Here is a 19,594-nt window from a genome sequence, read left to right as displayed (position 1 = left end):
CATGATGACTGGCAGTGACTGGCTCACGCTCCTTCATGCCGCCTGGACGACGATCTGGATATCCGGCATCTCCATCCTGTTGGGGGTGGTGCTGGGCTTGGTTGTCGCGATGCTCCGGGCCGCGAAGATCCCGCTTCTCAGCCCCTTGTTGGCGCTGTATGTCAGCCTGATCCGGGCCACGCCCATGGTCACGCTGGTGCTGTTCCTGTTTGTGATCGCCCCGTCCATCGGCTGGGAGATCGACCCACGCATCGTCGCCATCGGTGCCATGACCCTCAACACCACCGCCTTCAATGCGGAAATCTGGCGCGGCGCGCTCAACAGTTTTTCCCGCGAACAAGTGGAAGCGGCCAAGGCGGCCGGCATGACCACCGGCCTGACCCTGCGCCGGATCATGTTGCCGCAGATGATAACCACCAGCCTGCCCGGCCTGGTCAACGAGATGTCTTTGCTGGTCAAGAGCAGCCCGGCCATCGCGATGATCGGCATCGTCGACCTGACCCGCGTGACCAACCGCATCGCTGCCGTCACGTACGACCCGCTGCCACCGATCCTTGCCGCCGGGGTGTTCTACATCCTGATCATCGGCGCCCTGGTGCGCTTTCAACGAATCGCTGATGCGCGCGCCAAGCGCCTGGCCATGTAGGAGGCCCCATGAACGGTTTGACCATGTTGTGGGACAACGCCGCGCTGTTTGCCACCGGTTTGCAGAACACCCTGTTGCTGTTTTGCGTGTCGGCGGTGTGTGCCTTCGGGCTGGCATGCGGCATTGCGTTTTTGCTCGAAGGTCGGCAGAACCTCCCACGCAGGCTGTTGCGCGGCCTGCTGGACCTGATGCGCATGCTGCCCTTCCTGATCTTTTTGTACCTGCTGTATTACGGGCTGCCCAATGCGGGAGTCCGTCTGGACGTGTGGACCGCTGGCTTTATCGCGCTGATCACCTACCACGGCGCTTACTTCGCCGAGATCCTGCGTGCCGCCCGCATCGCATTGCCTGCCGGCCAGGCGGAAGCCGCGTGGGCCCATGGGTTTATCAACGCAACGATGTACTGGCGGATCCTGCTGCCGCAGATGGTCATGCGCTCGGGCCCGCTGTTCGGCAACCAACTGGTGTGTGTGCTCAAGGACACGGCGTTTCTCTCGATCATCACGTTGATGGACCTGACCGCCGCCGCGTCCGCTGTTCAAGCCAAATATTTCGTACCCCTGCCGCCGTTCATTCTGGTGATCGCGCTGTACTGGTCGATCACGCTGATCGTCGAAGCGCTGCTGCAGCGCCTGGCGCGACGCGCGCAAAAAAGAGGATTGGTCCATGAATAAATCAGCGCCCGTCGTGGAAATCCGCGACCTGCACAAACATTTTGGCGGCATCGAAGTGCTGCGTGGTATCAACCTGACCGTCGAGCGCGGGCAGACCGTCAGCATCCTGGGCTCCTCCGGCTCCGGCAAGTCGACCATGCTGCGCTGCATCAACTGGCTGGAAGTGCCGGATGCCGGCGAGATCTACCTGGGCGGCGACCGCATGGGCCTCAAGCCCGACAGCCTCAAGCCCATGTCCAACCGCGAACTGGCCGCCATGCGCGCACGCACCGCGATGGTGTTCCAGGGGTTCAACTTGTGGCCGCATTTGACGGTGCTGCAAAACGTGACCGAGGCGCCGATCCATGTCATGGGGGTCAACCGCAAAGAGGCCAACGAACAGGCAGCGGCACTGCTGGACAAGGTCGGGCTCTCGCATAAACACGATGCCTATCCCTGGTCGCTGTCCGGCGGGCAACGCCAGCGCGTGGCGATCGCCCGTGCGCTGGCGATGAACCCTGAGGTGATCCTGTTCGACGAACCCACCTCCGCCCTAGACCCGGAACTGGTCGGCGAGGTGCTGGCCGTGATGCGTGCGCTGGCCGAAGACGGCTTCACCATGGTGATTGTCACCCACGAAATGGAGTTCGCCCGCGCGGTTTCCAATGAGGTGGTGTTTATCGACAAGGGCCTGGTGGTGGAACGCGCCGCGCCCGAAAAATTCTTCACCCATTCGGACAGCGAGCGGGTCCGCCAGTTTTTGGGCCGCTACCGCACCGCGACCGCCTAAGCCTGCCACTTCTATCAACAAGGAGCCTTTCATGTTGTGTGTTAATCCGCGAGCCATCCGAGGCCCGTACCCGGAAAGCCTGAAACAGGTCATGAATATCGAGGCCGCCCTGCAGTCTCGGCGCTGGCTGGCGCACTGGGATCAACTCAGCCCCCAGGCGACGCCGCTATGGGATTTGCCAGGGGTTGCCGCCCGCCTCGGCGTCGGCAGCTTTTGTGTGAAAGATGAATCGACCCGCTCGCCCCTGGGCAGCTTCAAGGCGCTGGGCGCGCCGATTGCGTTGATCCGGTTGATTCTGCGGATGCTGCCGCAGGAGGCGTTCGAACCCGAAGGCCTGATCACCGGCCAATACCGCCAGCGTTTGCAGGATTTCACGGTGATCAGCGCCACCGATGGCAACCACGGCCGCGCCTTGGCGGCGGCAGCGCAGAGTGTCGGCTGTCGTTGCGTGATCGTGCTGCACGCGAATGTCAGCCTGGAGCGCGAGGCGTCGATTGCCGAGTACGGAGCGCGAGTGATCCGTATCAGAGGCAATTATGACGAGTCGGTGGCGCATACCGCGCAACTGGCCGAGGAACACGGCTGGCCGGTGGTTTCCGACACTTCCTACGAAGGCTACGAAACCGTTCCCCGTGATGTGATGCAGGGCTATGGCACGCTGGTTGCCGAATTGATCGAGCAAACCGCCGGCACCCCGCCGTTTACCCATGTGTTCCTGCAAGGGGGCGTGGGCGGAATGGCGGCCGGTATCAGCAGTTATCTGTGGGAGCACGCCCAGGCGCAGCGCCCGGTGTTTGTGATGGTCGAGCCGGAGCAAGCCGATTGCCTGTATCAAAGCGCATTGCAAGGGCGTCCGGCGAGCGCCACCGGTTCAGTCGACTCGGTGATGGCCGGCCTGGCCTGCGGTGAGACCTCGCCGTTGGCCTGGCGCTTTCTGGCGCCGTGCATCGACTTTTTCATGACCATCAGCGATGACGCTGCCGTGTCGGCCATGGGCTCCTTGGCGCGAGGCAGCACGACGGATATCCCGATCCTGGCCGGCGAGTCGGGCGTGGCCGGGCTGGCGGCCTTGCAGCAGTTGGCGAACGACCCGAACGCCGCGCAGCAAATCGGCCTGGGACCCCACGCCCGTGTGCTGATCATCAATACCGAAGGGGCCACTGCGCCCACCGTCTACGCAGAGTTGGTGGGAGAAACCGCGCCGTCGGTGCTCGCCCGCCAACACGATTGGCTGACCCAGGAGGTTTCCCGTGAGCAATGACACTGCCTTTGAGCAGCAACTGGTGCGCTGGCGCCACCACTTGCACCAACATCCGGAAGTCGGTTTTGAAGAGGTGCAGACCGCCGACTACATTGCCAATGCCCTGACGGCGATGGGCCTGGAAGTACACCGTGGTATCGGCGGCACCGGCCTGGTCGCCAGCCTGACGCTGGGGGACAGCCCGGCCACGGTCGGCGTGCGCGCAGACATGGATGCGCTGCATATCCACGAAAACGCACCGGACCGCGCACACGCTTCGGTCACTGCCGGCAAGATGCACGCCTGCGGGCACGACGGGCATATGTCGATGGTACTGGGCGCCGCCAAGCTGCTCACCGAGCGCCGCAACTTCAATGGCACCGTGCGGTTTATCTTCCAGCCGGCCGAAGAACACGGCTGCGGCGCCAAGGCCATGATCGCCGACGGCCTGTTCGAACGTTTTCCGGTGGACGCGATTTACGGCGCGCACAACATGCCGGGCCTGCCCGCGGGTAGCATCGCCACACGCAGCGGCGCAATCATGGCCAGCGAAGACAACTTCGTGATCCGCATCACCGGCACCGGCACCCACGCGGCCCGCCCGCACATGGGTGTCGACCCGATCGTGATTGCCGCCGAGGTGGTGCTGGCCCTGCAAACCATCATCTCGCGTAACCTCGATCCGAGCGTGCCGGCCGTGATTTCCTGCACGGAGTTCATCACCGACGGTATCCGCAACGCGATTCCCACCCACGTGGTGATCAAGGGTGATACGCGCAGCTACGCGCCCGAAGTGCAGGCCATGCTCGCCAAGCGCATGCGCGAAATCAGCGAAGGTATCTGCCGGTTGCACGGGGCATCGTGTGAATTCGAGTACACCCATGAGTTCGCCCCCACCGTGAACTGGGCACACTGCACAGCGATTGCCGTTGCTGCAGCGACGGCGGTGGTGGGGGCTGAACGGGTGAACCCGGAGGTTCAACCGATGATGATTTCCGAAGACTTCGGTGCGTTCCTGCAAGGGGTGCCGGGCAACTTTGTGTTCATTGGCAACGGGGAACAGGCTGGCGAAGGCGGCACGCCACTGCACAACGCGCGGTATGACTTCAACGACCAGGTGCTAGAGACGGGCGCGCAGTATTTCGCGCAGGTGGCGGTGGCGGCATTGGCGTCGTGAAATCGAGGGAAGAGCGCCCCGCTCTTCCCCGTTTTTTTACAGGGTGTAGGCGATCCCCACCTGCACCGTGCGCGGCTCACCCGGATACGCATACACGTTGCCGAACGCGCCTTCTTCATAGTCGCGGTTGAACAGGTTCTTCACGTCCAGGTTCAGGCGGATCTTGTCGTTGACCTTGTAGTAGCTGAGCAGGTCGACCACGGTGTAGGCATCCATCGAGAACGCAGTGTTGGAGGTCTGCCCCGCGCGCTCATCCACGTATTTGCCGCCCGCCCCCAGGCCCAGGCCCTTGAGTGCGCCGTCCTGGAATTCGTAGACGTTGAGCAGGCTGAAGCTGTTGCGCGGAATGTTCAGCAAGCGGGTACCGGTGTGCAGGGTGTTGTCCTTGGTGACTTCGGCGTCCACGTAGGCATAGCCGCCAATCACACGCCATTGCGGGGTGATGTTGCCGGCGATGTTGAGGTCCAAACCTCGGCTGCGCACCTGGCCGGCGGCGACACTGAAGGTTGAGTCCAGCGGGTCGGTGGTGAGCACGTTTTTCTTCTCGATCTGGTAGATCGCCGCGTCGACACTCAGTTGGCGATCCAGGGCTTCCCACTTGATGCCCATCTCGTAGGACTTGCCTTTCTCCGGCTCAAAACCACCCCCCTGGCGGCTGGCACCGGTGTTGGGCTTGAACGAACGGGCTGCGTCCGCATACACCGCGACGGTGTCGGTGAGGTCGTAGATCACGCCCATGCGCGGGGTGACCGCGTTATCGCTGGCTTCCCAGCTTTTACCGCCTGGCACATAGGTGTGGTAGTCATGTTCGAAGCGCTCGAAGCGGGCACCGGCCAGCACTTTGAGGCGCTCGGTCAGGGCGACCTGGTCCTGGACGAAGGCGGCGTAGGTCTTGAGGTTTTCCTTGTCGTGGGTCGGCGTGCGTGTGAGCGCCGGGCGCGGCTGGCCGTAGACCGGGTTGAAGATGTCGATGGGGTAGGCACCCACCGCGCCGCTGGAACGCTGGATGATCGACTTGTAGTTGTAGTCTTCGAACTCGACGCCGGTCAGCAGCGTGTGGTCGAAACCGCCGGTGGAGAAATGCCCGGTGAGGTTGAGTTGGGTGTCCTTGTCGGTCCACTCCAGCTTGCGGTAGTTGAAGTTGCGGCCCAGGGTGCGACCGTCAGCGGCCAAGCCGTTGGCTTCGATGGCATTGCCTTGCAGGGTGCCGTCGAGCCACTGGAAACCGCCGCCCAGGGTCCAGTTTTCGTTGAGCAGGTGCTCGAAACGCAATTGCGCCATGCTGTTGTCGTTGTGCAGTTTGCCGGCGTCTTTTTCACCCCAGAAGGTGTCGCGCGAAGGCGTGCCTTTTTGATTGGGGTAACGCGTCAAGCCACGGTCCAGCGGGTGATTGTTGCGCATGAAGTCACCTTCGAAGATCACCTTGGTGTCGTCGGTGGCCTGCCAGGTAATCACCGGGGTCACGCCGTAGCGCTCGGTTTCCACGTGATCACGGAAGGTGTCGCCGCCCTCGCCCACCACGTTCAGGCGATAGGCCAGGCGGCCGTCCTCATCCAGCGGGCCGGACGCGTCGAGGGTGGCGCGCTGCATGCCCTGGTCATCCAGTTGGCTGCCGAGGGTCACTGTCGGCTCGGCCAGCGGTTGCTTGGAGACCACGTTGAAGGTGCCACCGGGATCGCCACGGCCGTAGAGCATGGTCGCCGGGCCGCGCAGCACCTCCAGGCGCTCGATGGTGTTGGCGTCGGGCATGTTCGGGTAGCCGCGATTGATCGGGAAACCATTGCGGTAGAACTCGCCGGTGGTAAAACCGCGCACGGTGAAGGTGGTGAGCCCCTGCCCGCCGAAGTTGTTGGCACGGCCGACGCCGCCGGCGTAGTCCAGCGCGTCCTGCAAGCGGGTGGCGCCGATGTCCTCGACCACCGCCTTGGACACCACGCTGATGGACTGCGGGGTTTCGTGAATCGAGGTATCAGTGCGCGTCGCACTTGCCGAGCGGGTGGCATGGTAGCCCTGCACCGGACCCTGGGCGGTTTCGTAGTCGGCCGCGCCCGTAATGCTGGTGGTTTGCAGCTCGATCGCGGCTTTTTCAAGCGGCTCGACCTCGGCCCAGCTCAACGGGGAAAACGCCTGAAGCACACACACGGAAAGCAGGGTACGACGCATGAAGGATAAACCTAGTGAAAGAGCCAGATGGGACGGCATATCTGCCAATTATTATGCGTCGCATGATATGTCAAATCATTAACGTTTGGCATCTATTCTCATTAACGACTTATCGAGTAACCGCTTCGTATCAACGCACGGCAAAACCCGCGCAAAAAAAAAGCCACTCTCACGAGTGGCTTCTGTCACGCCCTTACCGCCTCAGCGATAACGTTCCAACCAATGCGCATAAGGTGCAGGCAAGGTCCACGACGACTTCTCGACGCCCAGCTCCTTGGCCGCAAAGTACGCCCAATGCGGATCCGCCAGATGCGCACGCCCCACCGAGACCAGGTCCAGATGTCCGGCCTGCAACGCACCTTCCGCCAGTTGCGGCGTGCCAAAGCCCCAGGCCGATGTCACCGGAATGCCGGCTTCACGACGCACGCGCTCAGCGATCGGGCCCATGAACGCCGGACCCCACGGGATGTTGGTGTCTGGGATGGTGAAGCCGACGCTGACACTCAGCAGGTCCAGGCCACCGGCCTTGAAACGACGGGCCAGTTCGATGGATTCGGTGAGGGTCTGCTCGTCGCGACCGTCGTATTCGATCACACCGAAACGCGCGGTGAGCGGCAGGTTTTCCGGCCACACTTCGCGCACGGCGGCCAGGGTTTCCAGGAGGAAACGGCTGCGGTTGTCGAAGCTGCCGCCATAGGCGTCGGTGCGTTGGTTGGAGTGCTCGGAGAAGAAGCTCTGGCCCAGGTAGCCGTGGGCGAAGTGCAGTTCGATCCACTCGAAACCGGCGTCGCGGGCACGGCGGGCGGCGTCGACGAAGTCCTGGCGCACACGGGCGATGTCGTCCAGAGACATGGCGCGCGGCACTTGCGGCAGGTTGGCGCCGAAGGCGATGGCCGACGGTGCGAGGGTTTCCCAGCGGCGCGCATCGGACGCGGCCATATGGTCGTCACCTTCCCACGGGCGGTTGGCGCTGGCCTTGCGACCGGCATGGCCGATCTGGATGCCCGGCACCGAACCGGCAGCCTTGATGGCCTGCACCATCGGCACGAAGGCCTCGGCGTGGGCGTCGCTCCAGAGCCCGGCACAGCCAGGCGTGATACGCCCTTCCGGCGCGACAGCGGTGGCTTCGACCACCACCAGGCCAGCCCCGCCACGGGCCATGCTGGCCAGGTGCACAAGGTGCCAATCGTTGACGATGCCGTCATCGGCCATGTACTGACACATCGGCGGAATGGCAATGCGATTGCGCAGGGTGACGTCTTTGAGTGTGAACGGTTCGAACAATGCGGACATGTTGACTCCAGCCAGTGGTTGGTTGATTCGATAGTTCGATGGTAATCGAACTATGGTATTCAACGATAGCCCCCTGTTATGATTCGTTTCATGCGAGCCTTCAAACACCCTCCCCTTCAAGACCTGACCCTCGAACGCGTGCTGTACGCCCTGAGCGATCCGGTGCGTCTGGAAATCGTGCGCTGCCTGGCCGGCGTGCCTGAAGCCACCTGCGGCGAGTTGGACGGCGGGCGGCCCAAATCGAGCATGTCCCATCACTTTCGCGTGTTGCGCGATGCCGGGTTGGTGCAGACCCGCAGCGTGGGGACCACTCATCTGAATGCGTTGCGTGCGGAGGATCTGGAGGGCCGCTTTCCCGGTTTACTCCAATGCGTCCTCGCCCAGCGTTGAATCAAGATTCAGACTGGCACGATCAACCTCGCCCTGCACAGCCTCCCGGCTCGGCGCGCTGTCAAATTTCATTGCGCCAATGCGCCCTTGCAGTTGATCGACAAATCGCTGCGCTTCCTGGCGTGTATTGAACCGCATGCTCAGGTCACCCAGGCGTAGCAGGCAACCCTTGGGTGAGTCCACATCTTCCAACTCAATCTTCATACGTCCCCTCGCTTATTCAGTTGCCACAAACAAACGCGGCCACACAGGCTCACCCTCCAGATACACGCAGTCCTTGCCATTTCGCTTGGCTGCGTACAGGTTCCGGTCAGCAACCTTGAGTACCGCAGACATATCGGCGCCTGCCGCAAAACGCGCCATGCCCGCGCTGCAGGTGTAGTGATGGGGCGGTGCAACGCTGCCCCGGATCCCCTGTAGCAGACGCAGCGCAAAATCGGTTGCGACGTGAAGATCATCTCCCACCACCAGGACGCCAAATTCTTCCCCACCTATGCGGCCGAAGCTGTGGCTGCCCGGGGTGGATTTAAGGCAATCGGCCATGGCACAGAGAATCCTGTCGCCCACGTCGTGGCCAAACTGATCATTTTTCAACTTGAAACTGTCGATATCCAACATTATGAAATAGCCGCTTTCTTCGGCAGCGATCAACTGGGTGAAGGCTTCCATAAAAGCACGTCGATTCAAGATCGACGTCAAGTAATCAGTCTGCGCCAATTGCCGAAACTCACTCTCGACTAACAGCACCGAACGCAAGTTCTTTAAATAAGAAAAATTCAAGACAAAGCCAATCGACAATGACGATGCGCAAAAGATCAACAAATAAACGTCCAGCCCATTCACTAAGCTTGCTTGTATGGGTGCCCACATCACTAACCAGACTAACGTCGCACTTAGCAAATAGTCTTGGACGCTGACAAATAGAATCGAACTACTGACGACCAATGTCACCGTCAATGGCAACGCCAATACCTGCAACTGCACATTTGAGCGAATCACATAAGCAAATCCCGCTGATAATAGAACAAGGTAGACGACACCCAACGCACGCCAAAGATAAAAATTCATCACCCCACGATGAAACCGATACACCCCCCACAGACCGAGGGTGATTAATACACTGCAAAGACCAACCGACATGGCCGGATCAACCAGCAATGTCGCCAGCCAGGCAACGATGCCGATAGCTTGCGCCTGCCTCACTGAAGGTGACAATAACCTTTGCATCCTTGGTCTGAGCTTTAAAATGGCCGGCATCCTGACACTCCCTGCGCAAATGTTGCCTATCTTTCATCGGCCAGGCTCAGTTCCACACTGTGCAGGCCGGACGCAAAAGTAAATGCCATAAAGCGCCGTACAAGGCTGATAAACGGAGGCAGCACTTCCAGTTGGGTTTTGGAGTGAATTCTGAAATAGCCTCTGTCGGCGCCCTCCTGTACCAGGCGGATAACATGGGTCTTGGATACCGACAGCTGTTGAGCCAGTGCCAAGTAAGAAGATGACCTGAAGCTCGCACCATTGCCCTCCAGGCCGCAGGCATCGTTGTAAATCGCCAGCATCAGCATGTGGCCGGCGTCTCGCTTCACCAGCCAATAACACTCCGGCAGCAACCCATCGATGGCCAGCTTGTTATTCAGCAGCGTTGCGTAGCCCTTGAAGTAAAGCGCCAGGAAGGCCCGGTCATCCAGTTCGCGCAACTGGCGGAACACTTCATGGGCAGGGCACAGCACCGCCAAAGGGTCGGTGATAGAGGTCATCATCACCCGCACCTCCCGGCAGGCTTGGTTCGATGGCTGGAAAGTCCTGAAGCGACTGTCTTCCGGGTGCGCGCTGACATTCATGAAACCCAGGGCCCGAAACAGCAGGAAGATGGACTCGAGGCTGTTTCTCGAACAGAACCCCTGAGCCAGGCAAAACGCCTTTACCGCCGACAGCAGAGGCACCGGCTTGGAGGCGTATTCGCTCAATAACGCGAAAGACACCATCAAACGGCTGTATTTAAGTGCACTCTTATAAAAAAACGGCCTTTTCGAATAGGTATCCAACAACACCGCGTAGTGTGCTCGGATACACCCCTCAAATGCCGAATGACGTTCAAACGACTGCGCAGACACAATAATAGCCAACTTTAACGACTTGACGCACATGAGATAGAGCCCTGATCAACCGACTTCAATTCACTGATCTTGGTCGCAGCCTCTGTGCGACCAGGTCTCACAACAACTCACGTCGTAAACGCTGCCAGTGCTGGCGTTTTGCCCACGCGCAATGTATCGCGATTAACGAAGAGGACATCATCGCTACCAAAATTGTTCCATTCGGACGTGAGACTGTGACAGTAAAGTGTCCATTTTGACTTTGTGACATTTACTTACATCTATATTTAATCTTCCCAAAGATGGCCCAAGGGATTGTTCTTAAAACGCGCTAGGGTTTCGCCGAATCGAACTACGAGACAAATCAGAGTCAATGTGCATTGCCGTGACACATAACTAACTCCGCTGCTGAACGAGAACCCGTCATGCATCAATCCATCCGCCTGTTTGCCGACACAATCGAAGCCAAGATCGAGGAAATCACTGATAACGCCCGAGTCCTGCAGCAGCACGGCCATGAGGTGATGGCCGGTAATGTCATCGAGCAAGCCCAGATTGTGCTGGAGGCACTCGAGGTCCTGCGCCAGGAGGTCAACGATGCTCGCGCCACTTAAACGTTTAAGGCACTCACCGAACCTTTCCCCCGAACCCACGTCCGAGCTTAAGCACTATTGCTTACCGCTCGCCGCGAGGTCTTCGTTTGAAAGCTGCCATCCTCAAAAAGTACCGCCTGATCATCAAGACCATGGGTTACGTGGGCTGGGCGCTGTTCTGGCTGTTGCTGTGGGACGTCGCCGTCACTGTGGACTTCATGCTGTTTCTCACCGCCAAGATCAATTTGCCGCTGATGCCCCTGACCCTGCTGGGTTCGGCGCTGGTGGTGCTGATCAGTTTCCGTAACAGCAGCGCCTACAATCGGTGGTGGGAAGCCCGCACGCTGTGGGGCGCGATGGTCAATAACTCGCGCAGCTTTGCGCGCCAGGTCTTGACCTTGCTGGACGACCCCGACGGCGAAGTGAACCCGGTCAAGGCCACCCTGTTGCGCCGTCATGTGGCGTACGTAAACTGCCTGGCCGCCCACCTCAAGGGCCAGCCATGCCCTGAAGAAGTCCGCGCCTTCATCCCCAGCGAAGAGTTCGCGCGCAATGGCGCCACCAACAACTTCGCCAATGACATCCTCACCGGCTCGGCCGCACTGCTCGCCAAAGAATATAAAGCCGGTCATCTGGACAGCATCCGCCTGGCGCGGCTGGAGTCGACCCTGGTGGACTTGTCCAACGCCCAGGGCGGTATGGAGCGGATTGCCAATACCCCGCTGCCCTACCCCTACGTGTATTTCCCGCGCTTGTTTATCTCGTTGTTCTGCCTGATCGTGCCAGTGGGCCTGGTGGAATCCCTGGGTTGGTTCACCCCGCTGGCCTCGACGGTGGTGGGTTTCATGCTGCTGGCCATCGAGCGCATCGGCACCGACCTGCAAAGCCCGTTCAACTCCAGCGAACACCAGATCCAGATGGAAACCATCTGCGAAACCATCGAGAAAAACCTGCAGTCGATGCAGCGTGATGCGCTGGGTGGCGAGCGCATCGGTTAAACCCTCCTTTGGCCCTCAAGTGCGTGCTCCCGCAGTCGATACACAGGGAGTACGCATGGGCCACACCTCCCTCAAAACAACACATGCGACGCTCGACGCCACTGTTTTCTCCTTGCCAAAAATTATAAATACCCGCGGGTGAAGTCATGAATATCAAGCAAAAGCTGACCTGGGCGTTTGCCGCCATCGCGTGCGTCCCGGTTATTTTGGTCGCGGTACTGGTTGTGCTGAATCTGCGTGAGGGGGCCCAGGCCAATTTCCTCGACAGCAGCGGCCGTGAGATCCGCCAGATCGACAATGGCATGAAGCAGTTCTTCGACGGCATCAGCCAGAACGTCGACTATGTGGCCAAGGACCCGCGCGTTGTCGCGGCCAAGGACCTCAAGAGCTACGCCGGCGCCGACGCCGCACAAATCCCCCTCACCCCCACCAATAAAGAGCTGCTGGAGATTTTCGACCAGTTCGCCAAGAGCCATCCGAGCACCGCTTACCTGTCCCTGGGCTTGAAAGACGGCGGCTACGCCAGTTGGCCCGACGACACCAAACTCAACAACTACGACCCGCGCGTACGCCCCTGGTATCAGGCGGCCATCGCCGCACCGGGCAAAACCGTGCGCACTGGCGCCTACTATTGGGCGCCGGACGATGTGACGCTGATCGGCACCGTGCACACCGTCGCCGATGCCAGCGGCAATATCCTTGGCGTGGTCGGCCTGGACGTGTCGCTCAAGCAGCTCACCGAACTGGTGCGCAACATCAAGCTCGGCGACAGCGGCTACTTGATGCTGGTGGAAGGCAACGGCAACGTGCTGGTGGACCCCAGCGATGCCAAGCACAACTTCAAGCCCCTGGCTGACCTGGGCCCGAACTACGCCGAACTGGCCAAGCGCGGCGACGGCGTGACCCAGATCGAGATCGATGGCGTGGCCTACATGGCCAATATGGTCAGTTCCAAAGACCTGGGCTGGCGTTTTATCGGCCTGATCAAGCGCGACGAAGTCATGGCCGGCGCCACCCGCCTGACCTGGTTGATCGCGGCCATCGCTGCGGTATTGGCGTTGGTATTCGCGGTGGTCGGCGCCAGCTTTGCCAGCGTCATCGTACGGCCGATTCGCGGCGTGGCCGACGGCCTGCAAGAGATCGCCGAAGGTGAAGGCGACCTGACCCGCCAGCTCAAGGTGCAAGGCAAGGACGAAACCGCCAGCCTGGCCGGCTGGTTCAACCAGTTCCTGAGCATGATCGCCCAGTTGGTGCAGCGAATCGGCAACGCCTCGTCGGACCTGCAGACCGCCGCCGCCGACACCAGCCAAGTCGCCAACAACATGAACCAGGCCGCCGGCCGCCAGCGTGAAGCCGTGGAACTGGTGAGCACGGCGTTCAACGAAATGGTCGCCACCGCCAACGAAGTCGCGCGCTCCTGCAGCGCCGCCGCCACCAGTGCCGACGAGGGCTACCGCGATGTGCACGACGGCCAGCACCATATCGGTGAAGCCACCGGCAGCGTGCTCAAGCTCAGCGAAGACCTGCAGAAGTCGACCCAGACCATGCAGTTGCTGGAGCAGGACAGCAAGAACATCAACACCATCCTCGACACCATCCGTTCGATTGCCGAGCAGACCAACCTGTTGGCGCTGAACGCGGCCATCGAGGCCGCCCGTGCCGGGGATCAAGGCCGAGGTTTCGCGGTGGTCGCCGACGAGGTCCGCGCCCTCGCCCGCCGCACCGCCGACTCCACTGGCGAGATCGACAGCCTGCTCGGCAACCTCGCCCGCCGCACCCAAGAAGTGACGCAACAGATGCAAGGTAGCCTGCTGGTGTCCCACACCAGCGTGGAACGTATCCAGCAGGCCCGCGACAGCTTCGACAAGATCCGCGGTTCGGTGGACTCGATCCGCGACCAGAACACCCAGATCGCCACCGCCGCCGAGGAACAGCACCAGGTGGCCGAAGAGATCAACCGACACATCGCGCAAATCCATGCCGACGCGCAGCTGGTCGAAGGCTTCGCCCACTCGGCGCAGACCGGGTCAGGTCGGTTGACGGATATTTCGGGTCAGCTCAAGGGCTTGGTGGGTCGGTTCAAGTTCTAACCCTTCCTCTGTAGGAGCCGGCTTGCCGGCTTCTACAGGTAATGGCTCAACCCACCTGAAGCTCCGTCGAACGCCCGGTGGCCTTGAAAAACACCAGCACGGCAATCCCCAGCGCGATCCAGCACGTGCCGCCGACCTTGGCATAGCTGTCGGAATTGACCAGCACGTAGCTGATGATCACAAAGCCGATCAGTGGCACCAGCCCGTGCACCAGCCGGCGACCGGCGCTGCGGTAGTGCCAGGCCACGGCCACATGGAGCAGCAAAAACGCGGTGAGCGCACCAAAGTTGCACATCGACGCCAGCAGGTTGATCTGCCCCACGAAGAACAGACCCAGCACCAGGCTCAAGCCCGCAACCAGCAATGTCGCGCGCTGCGGCACGCCGGTGACGGGGTGCACCTGGCTGAGAAACTGCGGCAATTGGCGGTCCCGAGCCATGGCGAATAACAGGCGCGAGGTGGCAGCCTGGGCCACCAAAGAGTTGGCGATGGCTGCGCCGATGGCCACGGCCAGGGCGATCACCACTTGCAACCAGGGCCCGGCCACCAGGCGGCCGATTTCATAGAAAGCGTTGTTCGACGCATCGGCATCCGGGTACTGCACCAGATTGGGCTGCAACAGCGCCGCCAGCCAGGTCTGCACCATGAACAACGCCGCCACCAGCGCCAATGCCCATAAGGTCGCACGTCCCACCGCGCGGCTGCCGCCACGGGTTTCTTCCGACAAGGTGGAGATCGCATCGAAGCCCAGGAACGACAGCACCGCCACCGACAACGCGCTGAAGATCAGCGGCAGAGAAAACTCGTTCGGGTTGTACAGCGGCTTCATGGTCCAGCTGGCGCCATTCACGCCGTTGCTGATCGCGATACTCGCCAGCACCACGAACACCACCAGCACCACCAGTTGCCCGTAGAGGAACAAGCGGTTGGCGCGGGCGGTGGTCTGGATACCGCGCAGGTTGACCAGGGTGTTGAGCACCACGAAAAACACGATCCACAGCGGCTGTGGCACGGCGGGGATCACGTTGGCCATGGCATTGGCGCCGATCACGTAGAGCAAGGTGGGCACCAGCAGGTAGTCAAGCAGGATCGCCCAGCCCGCCAGGAATCCCAACTGGCTGTTCAGCCCACGCCCGACGTAGGCATACACCGAACCCGCCACCGGGAACGCATGGGACATCTGCTGGTAACTGATGGCGGTGAACAGCATGGCGACAAAGCCGATCAGGTAGGTCAGCGGGACCATGCCGTGGCTGGCGTCAAACACCCCGCCAAAGATCGAGAACGGCGCCAGCGGCACCATGAACACCATGCCGTAGATCAGCAGGTCACCCAGGCTGAGCTGGCGCTTGAGTTGTTGGGTATATCCGAAACGCGCCAGCTGCGCGCTGTCACCGGGGGTGGAAGGATCGATCATGATGACGCTCCGCAAGGGTTGAACAGAAGCCTCACTCTAGGGCGGTACAGGCCGGCAGCTCTATCCTGAAAAATACTAGGTTTTGGCCTTGGCAGACTGTTTGCTTGAAAAACCGCGCAACCCCACGCCCGGAGGCGCCATGCACACCGACCTGATGCGATTCAGCGAGCAACTCGCCCACACCACGACGCTGGATGCGTGCCTGGCCGAGGTTCAGGCCGCCACTAACTCACTGGGTTTCAAGACGCTGATCTACGACTATGCTCCCGTGCCGGTCAGCCATGAAGGCGCGCTGATCACACCGTCGGTGTTCAAGACACTGAATGCCCCGACGGACATGCACGCCCTGTGGTGCGAGCGCGGCTATTACCAGATCGATCCGGTGCAGCAATGCGCGGCACGCCGCACCACGCCATTTGTCTGGTCATTTGGCACGGACACGCACTGGAACGGCGCCCTCACCGAGGCCCATCGTCCAGTGGCTCACTACATTCGCGACTACGGCCTGAGCACCGGCTTGACCGTGCCGCTGCACTTGCCCGATGGCGGCTTCGCCACGCTGACAGCGATTGTCGACGGCACGCCGGACGGCGCCGAGCAGCAAGCCCAGCACAACCTTGGCGAGATGCTGGTGCTGGCCCACGCCTTCCAGGCCAGGGCCAGCGAGTTACTGGCGCCGGCCGAGCGCTGCTGCACGCACATCCACCTCACCCGCCGCGAACGCGAGTGCCTGCAACATTCGGCCAAGGGGCTGACCGCCAAAGGCATTGCCGCCACCCTCAACCGCTCCCAGGCCACGGTCAACCTGCACCTGGTCGGCGCCGCGCGCAAACTGGGCGCGCGCAACCGTGTGGAAGCGGTCGTGCGCGGCCTGCATTACCGGCTGGTGGAAGTCTGAGAACCTAGCATTTTTGCCAGTGCCACTGACGGCACGCATTGGCTAGCCTGTACCTCATTGATCCCCAAGGAGGTACACAGCATGCAGGTTCGCGAAGGTTATGCCGATTTCCGTGGCCACCGGACATGGTTCCGAGTCACCGGCGATCTGGACTCGGGGCGCCTGCCCCTGATCGTCGCCCATGGCGGCCCCGGCTGCACCCACGACTACGTCGACAGTTTCAAGGATTTGGCCGCCACCGGCCGGGCGGTGGTGCACTACGACCAGATCGGCAATGGTCGCTCGACTCACCTGCCGGATGCCCCCAGCGAATACTGGGCGGTCGACCTGTTCCTCGCTGAACTGAACAACCTGATCGCCCACTTGGGCATCCGCGATTACGCCCTGCTCGGCCAATCCTGGGGCGGCATCCTCGGCGCCGAGCATGCGGTGCGCCAGCCGGGCGGCCTCAAGGCGCTGATCATCGCCAACTCGCCGGCGTCCATGGCGTTGTGGTCCGAGGCGGCGAATGAATTACGCCAGGCGTTGCCCGCCGAGGTGCAGGCCACGTTGCTGCAACATGAGAGAGCAGGCACTACCGACAGCGCCGAATACCGCGCAGCCTCGGACGTGTTCTACGCGCGCCATGTATGCCGCGTCCAACCGATGCCCGCCGAAGTCGCGCGCACCTTCGCCGCCATCGACGCCGACCCCACGGTGTATCACGCCATGAACGGCCCCACCGAATTCCATGTGATCGGCAGCATGCGTGACTGGACGATCATCGATCGCCTGTCGCGCATCCAAGTGCCGACGCTGTTGATTTCCGGCCGCTACGATGAGGCCACGCCCGCGACGGTGCAGCCGTTCGCCGACGGTATTGCGGATGTGCAATGGCAGATTTTCGAGCAATCCAGCCACATGCCCCACGTGGAAGAACGTGACGCGTGCATGGCGTGTGTGGAGCGGTTTCTGGAACAGCGACTGAGCTAGCGGCCGGGTCAAGCCGTGGGCCGTCGGTGCTTTCAACCGCGCCGGCGGCTGACCTGCCAACTCGCCAACTGATAAAGCCCGAGCAAACCGCCGGCCAGCAGCAGGGTCCATTGCACGCTCAGCGCCGCCGCCAACAGACCGGCGAGTAACCCGCCGATGGCTTCAAAGCCGAAACGCATGGCGATGTAGAACGCGATCACCCTGCCCCGCAAGGCTTCGGGCGCGGCGCTTTGCAGCGTCATGTTGCTGCTGACATTGCTCACCGTGATACCAAAGCCCAACCCCGCCAACGCAACCAGGGTAAACCACAGCGGCGGGTTGGCCGCCACCGCACACAACGACACCGCACACACCACCGCGCCCATGGCGATGATACGGCTCAACCGCGAGGTGCTGCCCGCGAACGCAAGAAAGATCGTGGCCACAAAAGCCCCCGCGCCCGCAGCACCCCAGAGCCAGCCCAGGGTCTGTGCATCGCCGCTGAACGTGTGCTTGGCCAGGATCGGCAGCAGCACCGTGTAGCAGGAGGCAAGCAGGTTCACCATCACCACACTGATCAGCAAGCGGCGGATGGACAATGTGCCCCACAGGTAGCGCAGGCCTTCGCGGAAGATCTCCCCGGTAGAGCCCTTGGCGCGCACTTGTGCGCGACTCTTCACCTGGCCCAGACCGATCAGCAACATGCCGAAGGCGATGGCGGTGAGCAGAAAGCAACCGGCCTCGCCGCTCCAGTTGATCAGCAAGCCGGCCAGCGGCGGGCCGATAAAGCGCGCGGCGTTGATCAGCATCGCATTCAGTACGAGGGCATTGGGCAGGTCGTTGGGGTCATCGACGAAACTGGCGATCAAGGCTTGGCGCAGCGGCGTTTCCAGGGCATTGAGCAACCCCAGCAGCAGCGCCATGGCGATGATGACTTCGCGGCCCATCCACTGCTGCCAGGTGAGCACGGCGAGCGCCACCGATTGCACCGCCAGTATCGCCTGCACCGCCATCAGCAGGCGGCGCTTGTCGTGGCGGTCGGACCAGGCGCCCGCCAGCGGCCCGACCAACAGCTGCGGCAACAGCGTCAGAAACGCAATCGCGCCCAACAGAACGGCCGAGCCGGTCAGGTGGTAGGCCAGCCACGACAACGCGACCTGTTGCACCCACTTGCCCAGGGTGGAGAGGCCCTGCCCAACAAAGTAGATCTGGAAATTACGATGGCGCAACGCGCAGATGGGCGCGGGCCATCGGGGGGTAGACGCAGGATTCAAATAAACTCGCAGCCCTTTTGTGTCAGGGATTTAAGGACCCAGGAACGGTCGTTTTCGCCCAGTGCAATCTGTTCCAGCTGCTTCTGTTCGGCGGCATGTTTGGCATAGGCGCGATCATACACCTCGCCGACCTGCTCGAACGGCACGCAGAGCAAACCGTCCTCATCCCCGATCACCAGGTCGCCCGGTTCGATCACCATGCCGGCCAGGGCAATCGGCACGTTTACCTCGCCAGGGCCATCCTTGTAAGGGCCGCGATGGGTAATACCGGCGGCGAACACCGGGAACTCCCCCGCGCCGATGCTGGCCGCGTCGCGAATCGCGCCATTGATCACAATACCCGCCACGCCCTTCTTGATCGCGTAGGCCACCATCATCTCGCCAATCAGCGCGTTGCTCAGGTCACCGCCGGCATCCACCACGATCACGTCGCCAGGCTCGGCGATGTCCAGCGCGTGATGCAGCATCAGGTTGTCCCCCGGCCGTGCCTTCACGGTGAGCGCCGGCCCGACCAATACGCCCGTACGGTGCATCGGTTGCAGGCTGGCACCGCCGGCGGTCATGCGGTGCATGGAGTCGCTGATGTTGGCGACGGGCACGGTGCGGTAACGCTCGACCCACTCGGCGGCGACCTTGCGTTGCTGCTTGAGCACTCTGAATCCGATGGACATGGGGTGTTCCTCTGATGATTTTTGTTTGTTTTGAAACGTCGTTTCGAAATTAACATCATAAATTCAAATCATCAAGACTCAAACCCGAGCCGCCCGCCAAATGACGAGCGGCAAAGCCCCGTATAAACTTTCTAAACACTTGATACAGCAAGGCCAAACCACGAATTCAGCTCGATTTTAAGCGATCACTGAAAATTATTTATTGCAACGCCGTTTCATTATGCTAATTTCCAGCCACTACCGCACACCGACAA

At 61.4% G+C, this 19,594-nt stretch carries 18 protein-coding genes and 2 pseudogenes; 12 read left to right on the top strand and 8 right to left on the bottom strand.

Going from position 1 to position 19,594, the window contains the following annotated elements; all coding sequences use genetic code 11:
• Window positions 1-4 precede the first annotated feature (4 nt).
• From OZ428_RS13310 to OZ428_RS13290, 5 genes are read left to right on the top strand one after another with little or no spacing between them, the layout of a single operon-like run.
• Window positions 5-646: an amino acid ABC transporter permease gene (locus tag OZ428_RS13310; protein ID WP_269133672.1), complete on the top strand. Its 642-nt coding sequence runs from the start codon at window positions 5-7 to the stop codon at window positions 644-646.
• A gap of 8 nt (window positions 647-654) precedes the next feature.
• On the top strand, window positions 655-1,320 hold the full coding sequence (locus OZ428_RS13305; RefSeq protein ID WP_033903146.1) for an amino acid ABC transporter permease: 666 nt from the start codon (window positions 655-657) through the stop codon (window positions 1,318-1,320).
• Complete coding sequence (locus tag OZ428_RS13300) at window positions 1,313-2,089, top strand: amino acid ABC transporter ATP-binding protein (RefSeq protein WP_033903145.1); 777 nt, start codon at window positions 1,313-1,315, stop codon at window positions 2,087-2,089. Before OZ428_RS13305 ends, OZ428_RS13300 begins: the two co-directional genes overlap by 8 nt.
• A gap of 31 nt (window positions 2,090-2,120) precedes the next feature.
• The gene (locus OZ428_RS13295) at window positions 2,121-3,350 is read left to right on the top strand and encodes a diaminopropionate ammonia-lyase (RefSeq protein WP_269133671.1); all 1,230 of its coding nucleotides are present in this window, start codon (window positions 2,121-2,123) and stop codon (window positions 3,348-3,350) included.
• On the top strand, window positions 3,340-4,506 hold the full coding sequence (locus OZ428_RS13290; protein WP_269133670.1) for a M20 aminoacylase family protein: 1,167 nt from the start codon (window positions 3,340-3,342) through the stop codon (window positions 4,504-4,506). The genes OZ428_RS13295 and OZ428_RS13290 overlap by 11 nt, the downstream gene beginning before the upstream one ends.
• Window positions 4,507-4,542: 36 nt before the next feature.
• Here OZ428_RS13290 and OZ428_RS13285 read toward each other — a convergent pair whose 3' ends face one another.
• Both OZ428_RS13285 and OZ428_RS13280 read right to left on the bottom strand, forming a co-directional pair.
• Window positions 4,543-6,669: a TonB-dependent siderophore receptor gene (locus OZ428_RS13285; RefSeq protein ID WP_269133669.1), complete on the bottom strand. Its 2,127-nt coding sequence runs from the start codon at window positions 6,667-6,669 to the stop codon at window positions 4,543-4,545.
• Window positions 6,670-6,870: 201 nt separating this feature from the next.
• Window positions 6,871-7,962 carry an NADH:flavin oxidoreductase/NADH oxidase gene (locus OZ428_RS13280; RefSeq protein ID WP_269133667.1) on the bottom strand — a complete coding sequence of 364 codons (1,092 nt, stop codon included), beginning with the start codon at window positions 7,960-7,962 and terminating at the stop codon, window positions 6,871-6,873.
• 78 nt (window positions 7,963-8,040) lie between these two features.
• On the opposite strand from OZ428_RS13280, the gene OZ428_RS13275 reads away from it, so the two are divergent.
• The gene (locus tag OZ428_RS13275) at window positions 8,041-8,352 is read left to right on the top strand and encodes an ArsR/SmtB family transcription factor (RefSeq protein ID WP_269133665.1); all 312 of its coding nucleotides are present in this window, start codon (window positions 8,041-8,043) and stop codon (window positions 8,350-8,352) included.
• Here OZ428_RS13275 and OZ428_RS13270 read toward each other — a convergent pair.
• The 3 genes from OZ428_RS13270 to OZ428_RS13260 are packed head-to-tail and all read right to left on the bottom strand — an operon-like array spanning window position 8,323 to window position 10,499.
• Window positions 8,323-8,556 carry a hypothetical protein gene (locus OZ428_RS13270; protein ID WP_269133664.1) on the bottom strand — a complete coding sequence of 78 codons (234 nt, stop codon included), beginning with the start codon at window positions 8,554-8,556 and terminating at the stop codon, window positions 8,323-8,325. The two genes, OZ428_RS13275 and OZ428_RS13270, sit on opposite strands and share 30 nt — an antisense overlap.
• Window positions 8,557-8,568: 12 nt before the next feature.
• Entirely contained in the window at window positions 8,569-9,609 is a 1,041-nt protein-coding gene (locus OZ428_RS13265; RefSeq protein ID WP_269133663.1) for a GGDEF domain-containing protein, read from the bottom strand.
• A 26-nt stretch (window positions 9,610-9,635) separates the two neighbouring features.
• The gene (locus tag OZ428_RS13260) at window positions 9,636-10,499 is read right to left on the bottom strand and encodes a hypothetical protein (protein WP_269133662.1); all 864 of its coding nucleotides are present in this window, start codon (window positions 10,497-10,499) and stop codon (window positions 9,636-9,638) included.
• A gap of 374 nt (window positions 10,500-10,873) precedes the next feature.
• On the opposite strand from OZ428_RS13260, the gene OZ428_RS13255 reads away from it, so the two are divergent.
• The 4 genes and pseudogenes from OZ428_RS13255 to OZ428_RS34695 all read left to right on the top strand — a co-directional run.
• Window positions 10,874-11,062 (top strand): hypothetical protein, encoded by a 189-nt coding sequence (locus OZ428_RS13255; protein ID WP_269133661.1) that lies wholly within the window; start codon window positions 10,874-10,876, stop codon window positions 11,060-11,062.
• Window positions 11,063-11,148: 86 nt separating this feature from the next.
• The gene (locus OZ428_RS13250; RefSeq protein ID WP_016978827.1) at window positions 11,149-12,039 is read left to right on the top strand and encodes a bestrophin family protein; all 891 of its coding nucleotides are present in this window, start codon (window positions 11,149-11,151) and stop codon (window positions 12,037-12,039) included.
• 146 nt (window positions 12,040-12,185) lie between these two features.
• Window positions 12,186-13,265: pseudogene (locus OZ428_RS34700) on the top strand (cache domain-containing protein); the annotation flags it as partial.
• A gap of 327 nt (window positions 13,266-13,592) precedes the next feature.
• Window positions 13,593-14,129: pseudogene (locus OZ428_RS34695) on the top strand (methyl-accepting chemotaxis protein); the annotation flags it as partial.
• A 46-nt stretch (window positions 14,130-14,175) separates the two neighbouring features.
• On the opposite strand, the gene OZ428_RS13240 reads toward OZ428_RS34695, so the two are convergent.
• A complete protein-coding gene (locus OZ428_RS13240) occupies window positions 14,176-15,546 on the bottom strand; it encodes an APC family permease (RefSeq protein ID WP_269133660.1) in 1,371 nt (456 codons plus the stop codon).
• A 139-nt stretch (window positions 15,547-15,685) separates the two neighbouring features.
• Between OZ428_RS13240 and OZ428_RS13235 the strand changes: the two genes are divergently transcribed.
• Window positions 15,686-16,444 carry a helix-turn-helix transcriptional regulator gene (locus OZ428_RS13235; protein ID WP_269133659.1) on the top strand — a complete coding sequence of 253 codons (759 nt, stop codon included), beginning with the start codon at window positions 15,686-15,688 and terminating at the stop codon, window positions 16,442-16,444.
• 81 nt (window positions 16,445-16,525) lie between these two features.
• On the top strand, window positions 16,526-17,416 hold the full coding sequence (locus OZ428_RS13230; protein WP_269133658.1) for a proline iminopeptidase-family hydrolase: 891 nt from the start codon (window positions 16,526-16,528) through the stop codon (window positions 17,414-17,416).
• 32 nt (window positions 17,417-17,448) lie between these two features.
• Here OZ428_RS13230 and OZ428_RS13225 read toward each other — a convergent pair whose 3' ends face one another.
• Window positions 17,449-18,669, bottom strand: a complete 1,221-nt coding sequence (locus OZ428_RS13225) for an MFS transporter (protein WP_442964824.1) — start codon at window positions 18,667-18,669, stop codon at window positions 17,449-17,451.
• Window positions 18,666-19,340: an RraA family protein gene (locus OZ428_RS13220; protein WP_177114722.1), complete on the bottom strand. Its 675-nt coding sequence runs from the start codon at window positions 19,338-19,340 to the stop codon at window positions 18,666-18,668. The genes OZ428_RS13225 and OZ428_RS13220 overlap by 4 nt, the downstream gene beginning before the upstream one ends.
• Window positions 19,341-19,594: the final 254 nt, after the last annotated feature.

It is taken from the genome of Pseudomonas sp. GXZC (assembly GCF_026967615.1).
Classification (GTDB): Bacteria; Pseudomonadota; Gammaproteobacteria; order Pseudomonadales; family Pseudomonadaceae; genus Aquipseudomonas; species Aquipseudomonas azotoformans_A.
The sequence above is the reverse complement of the archived record's forward strand: the minus strand, read 5'-3'. Positions and strand labels throughout refer to the sequence as shown.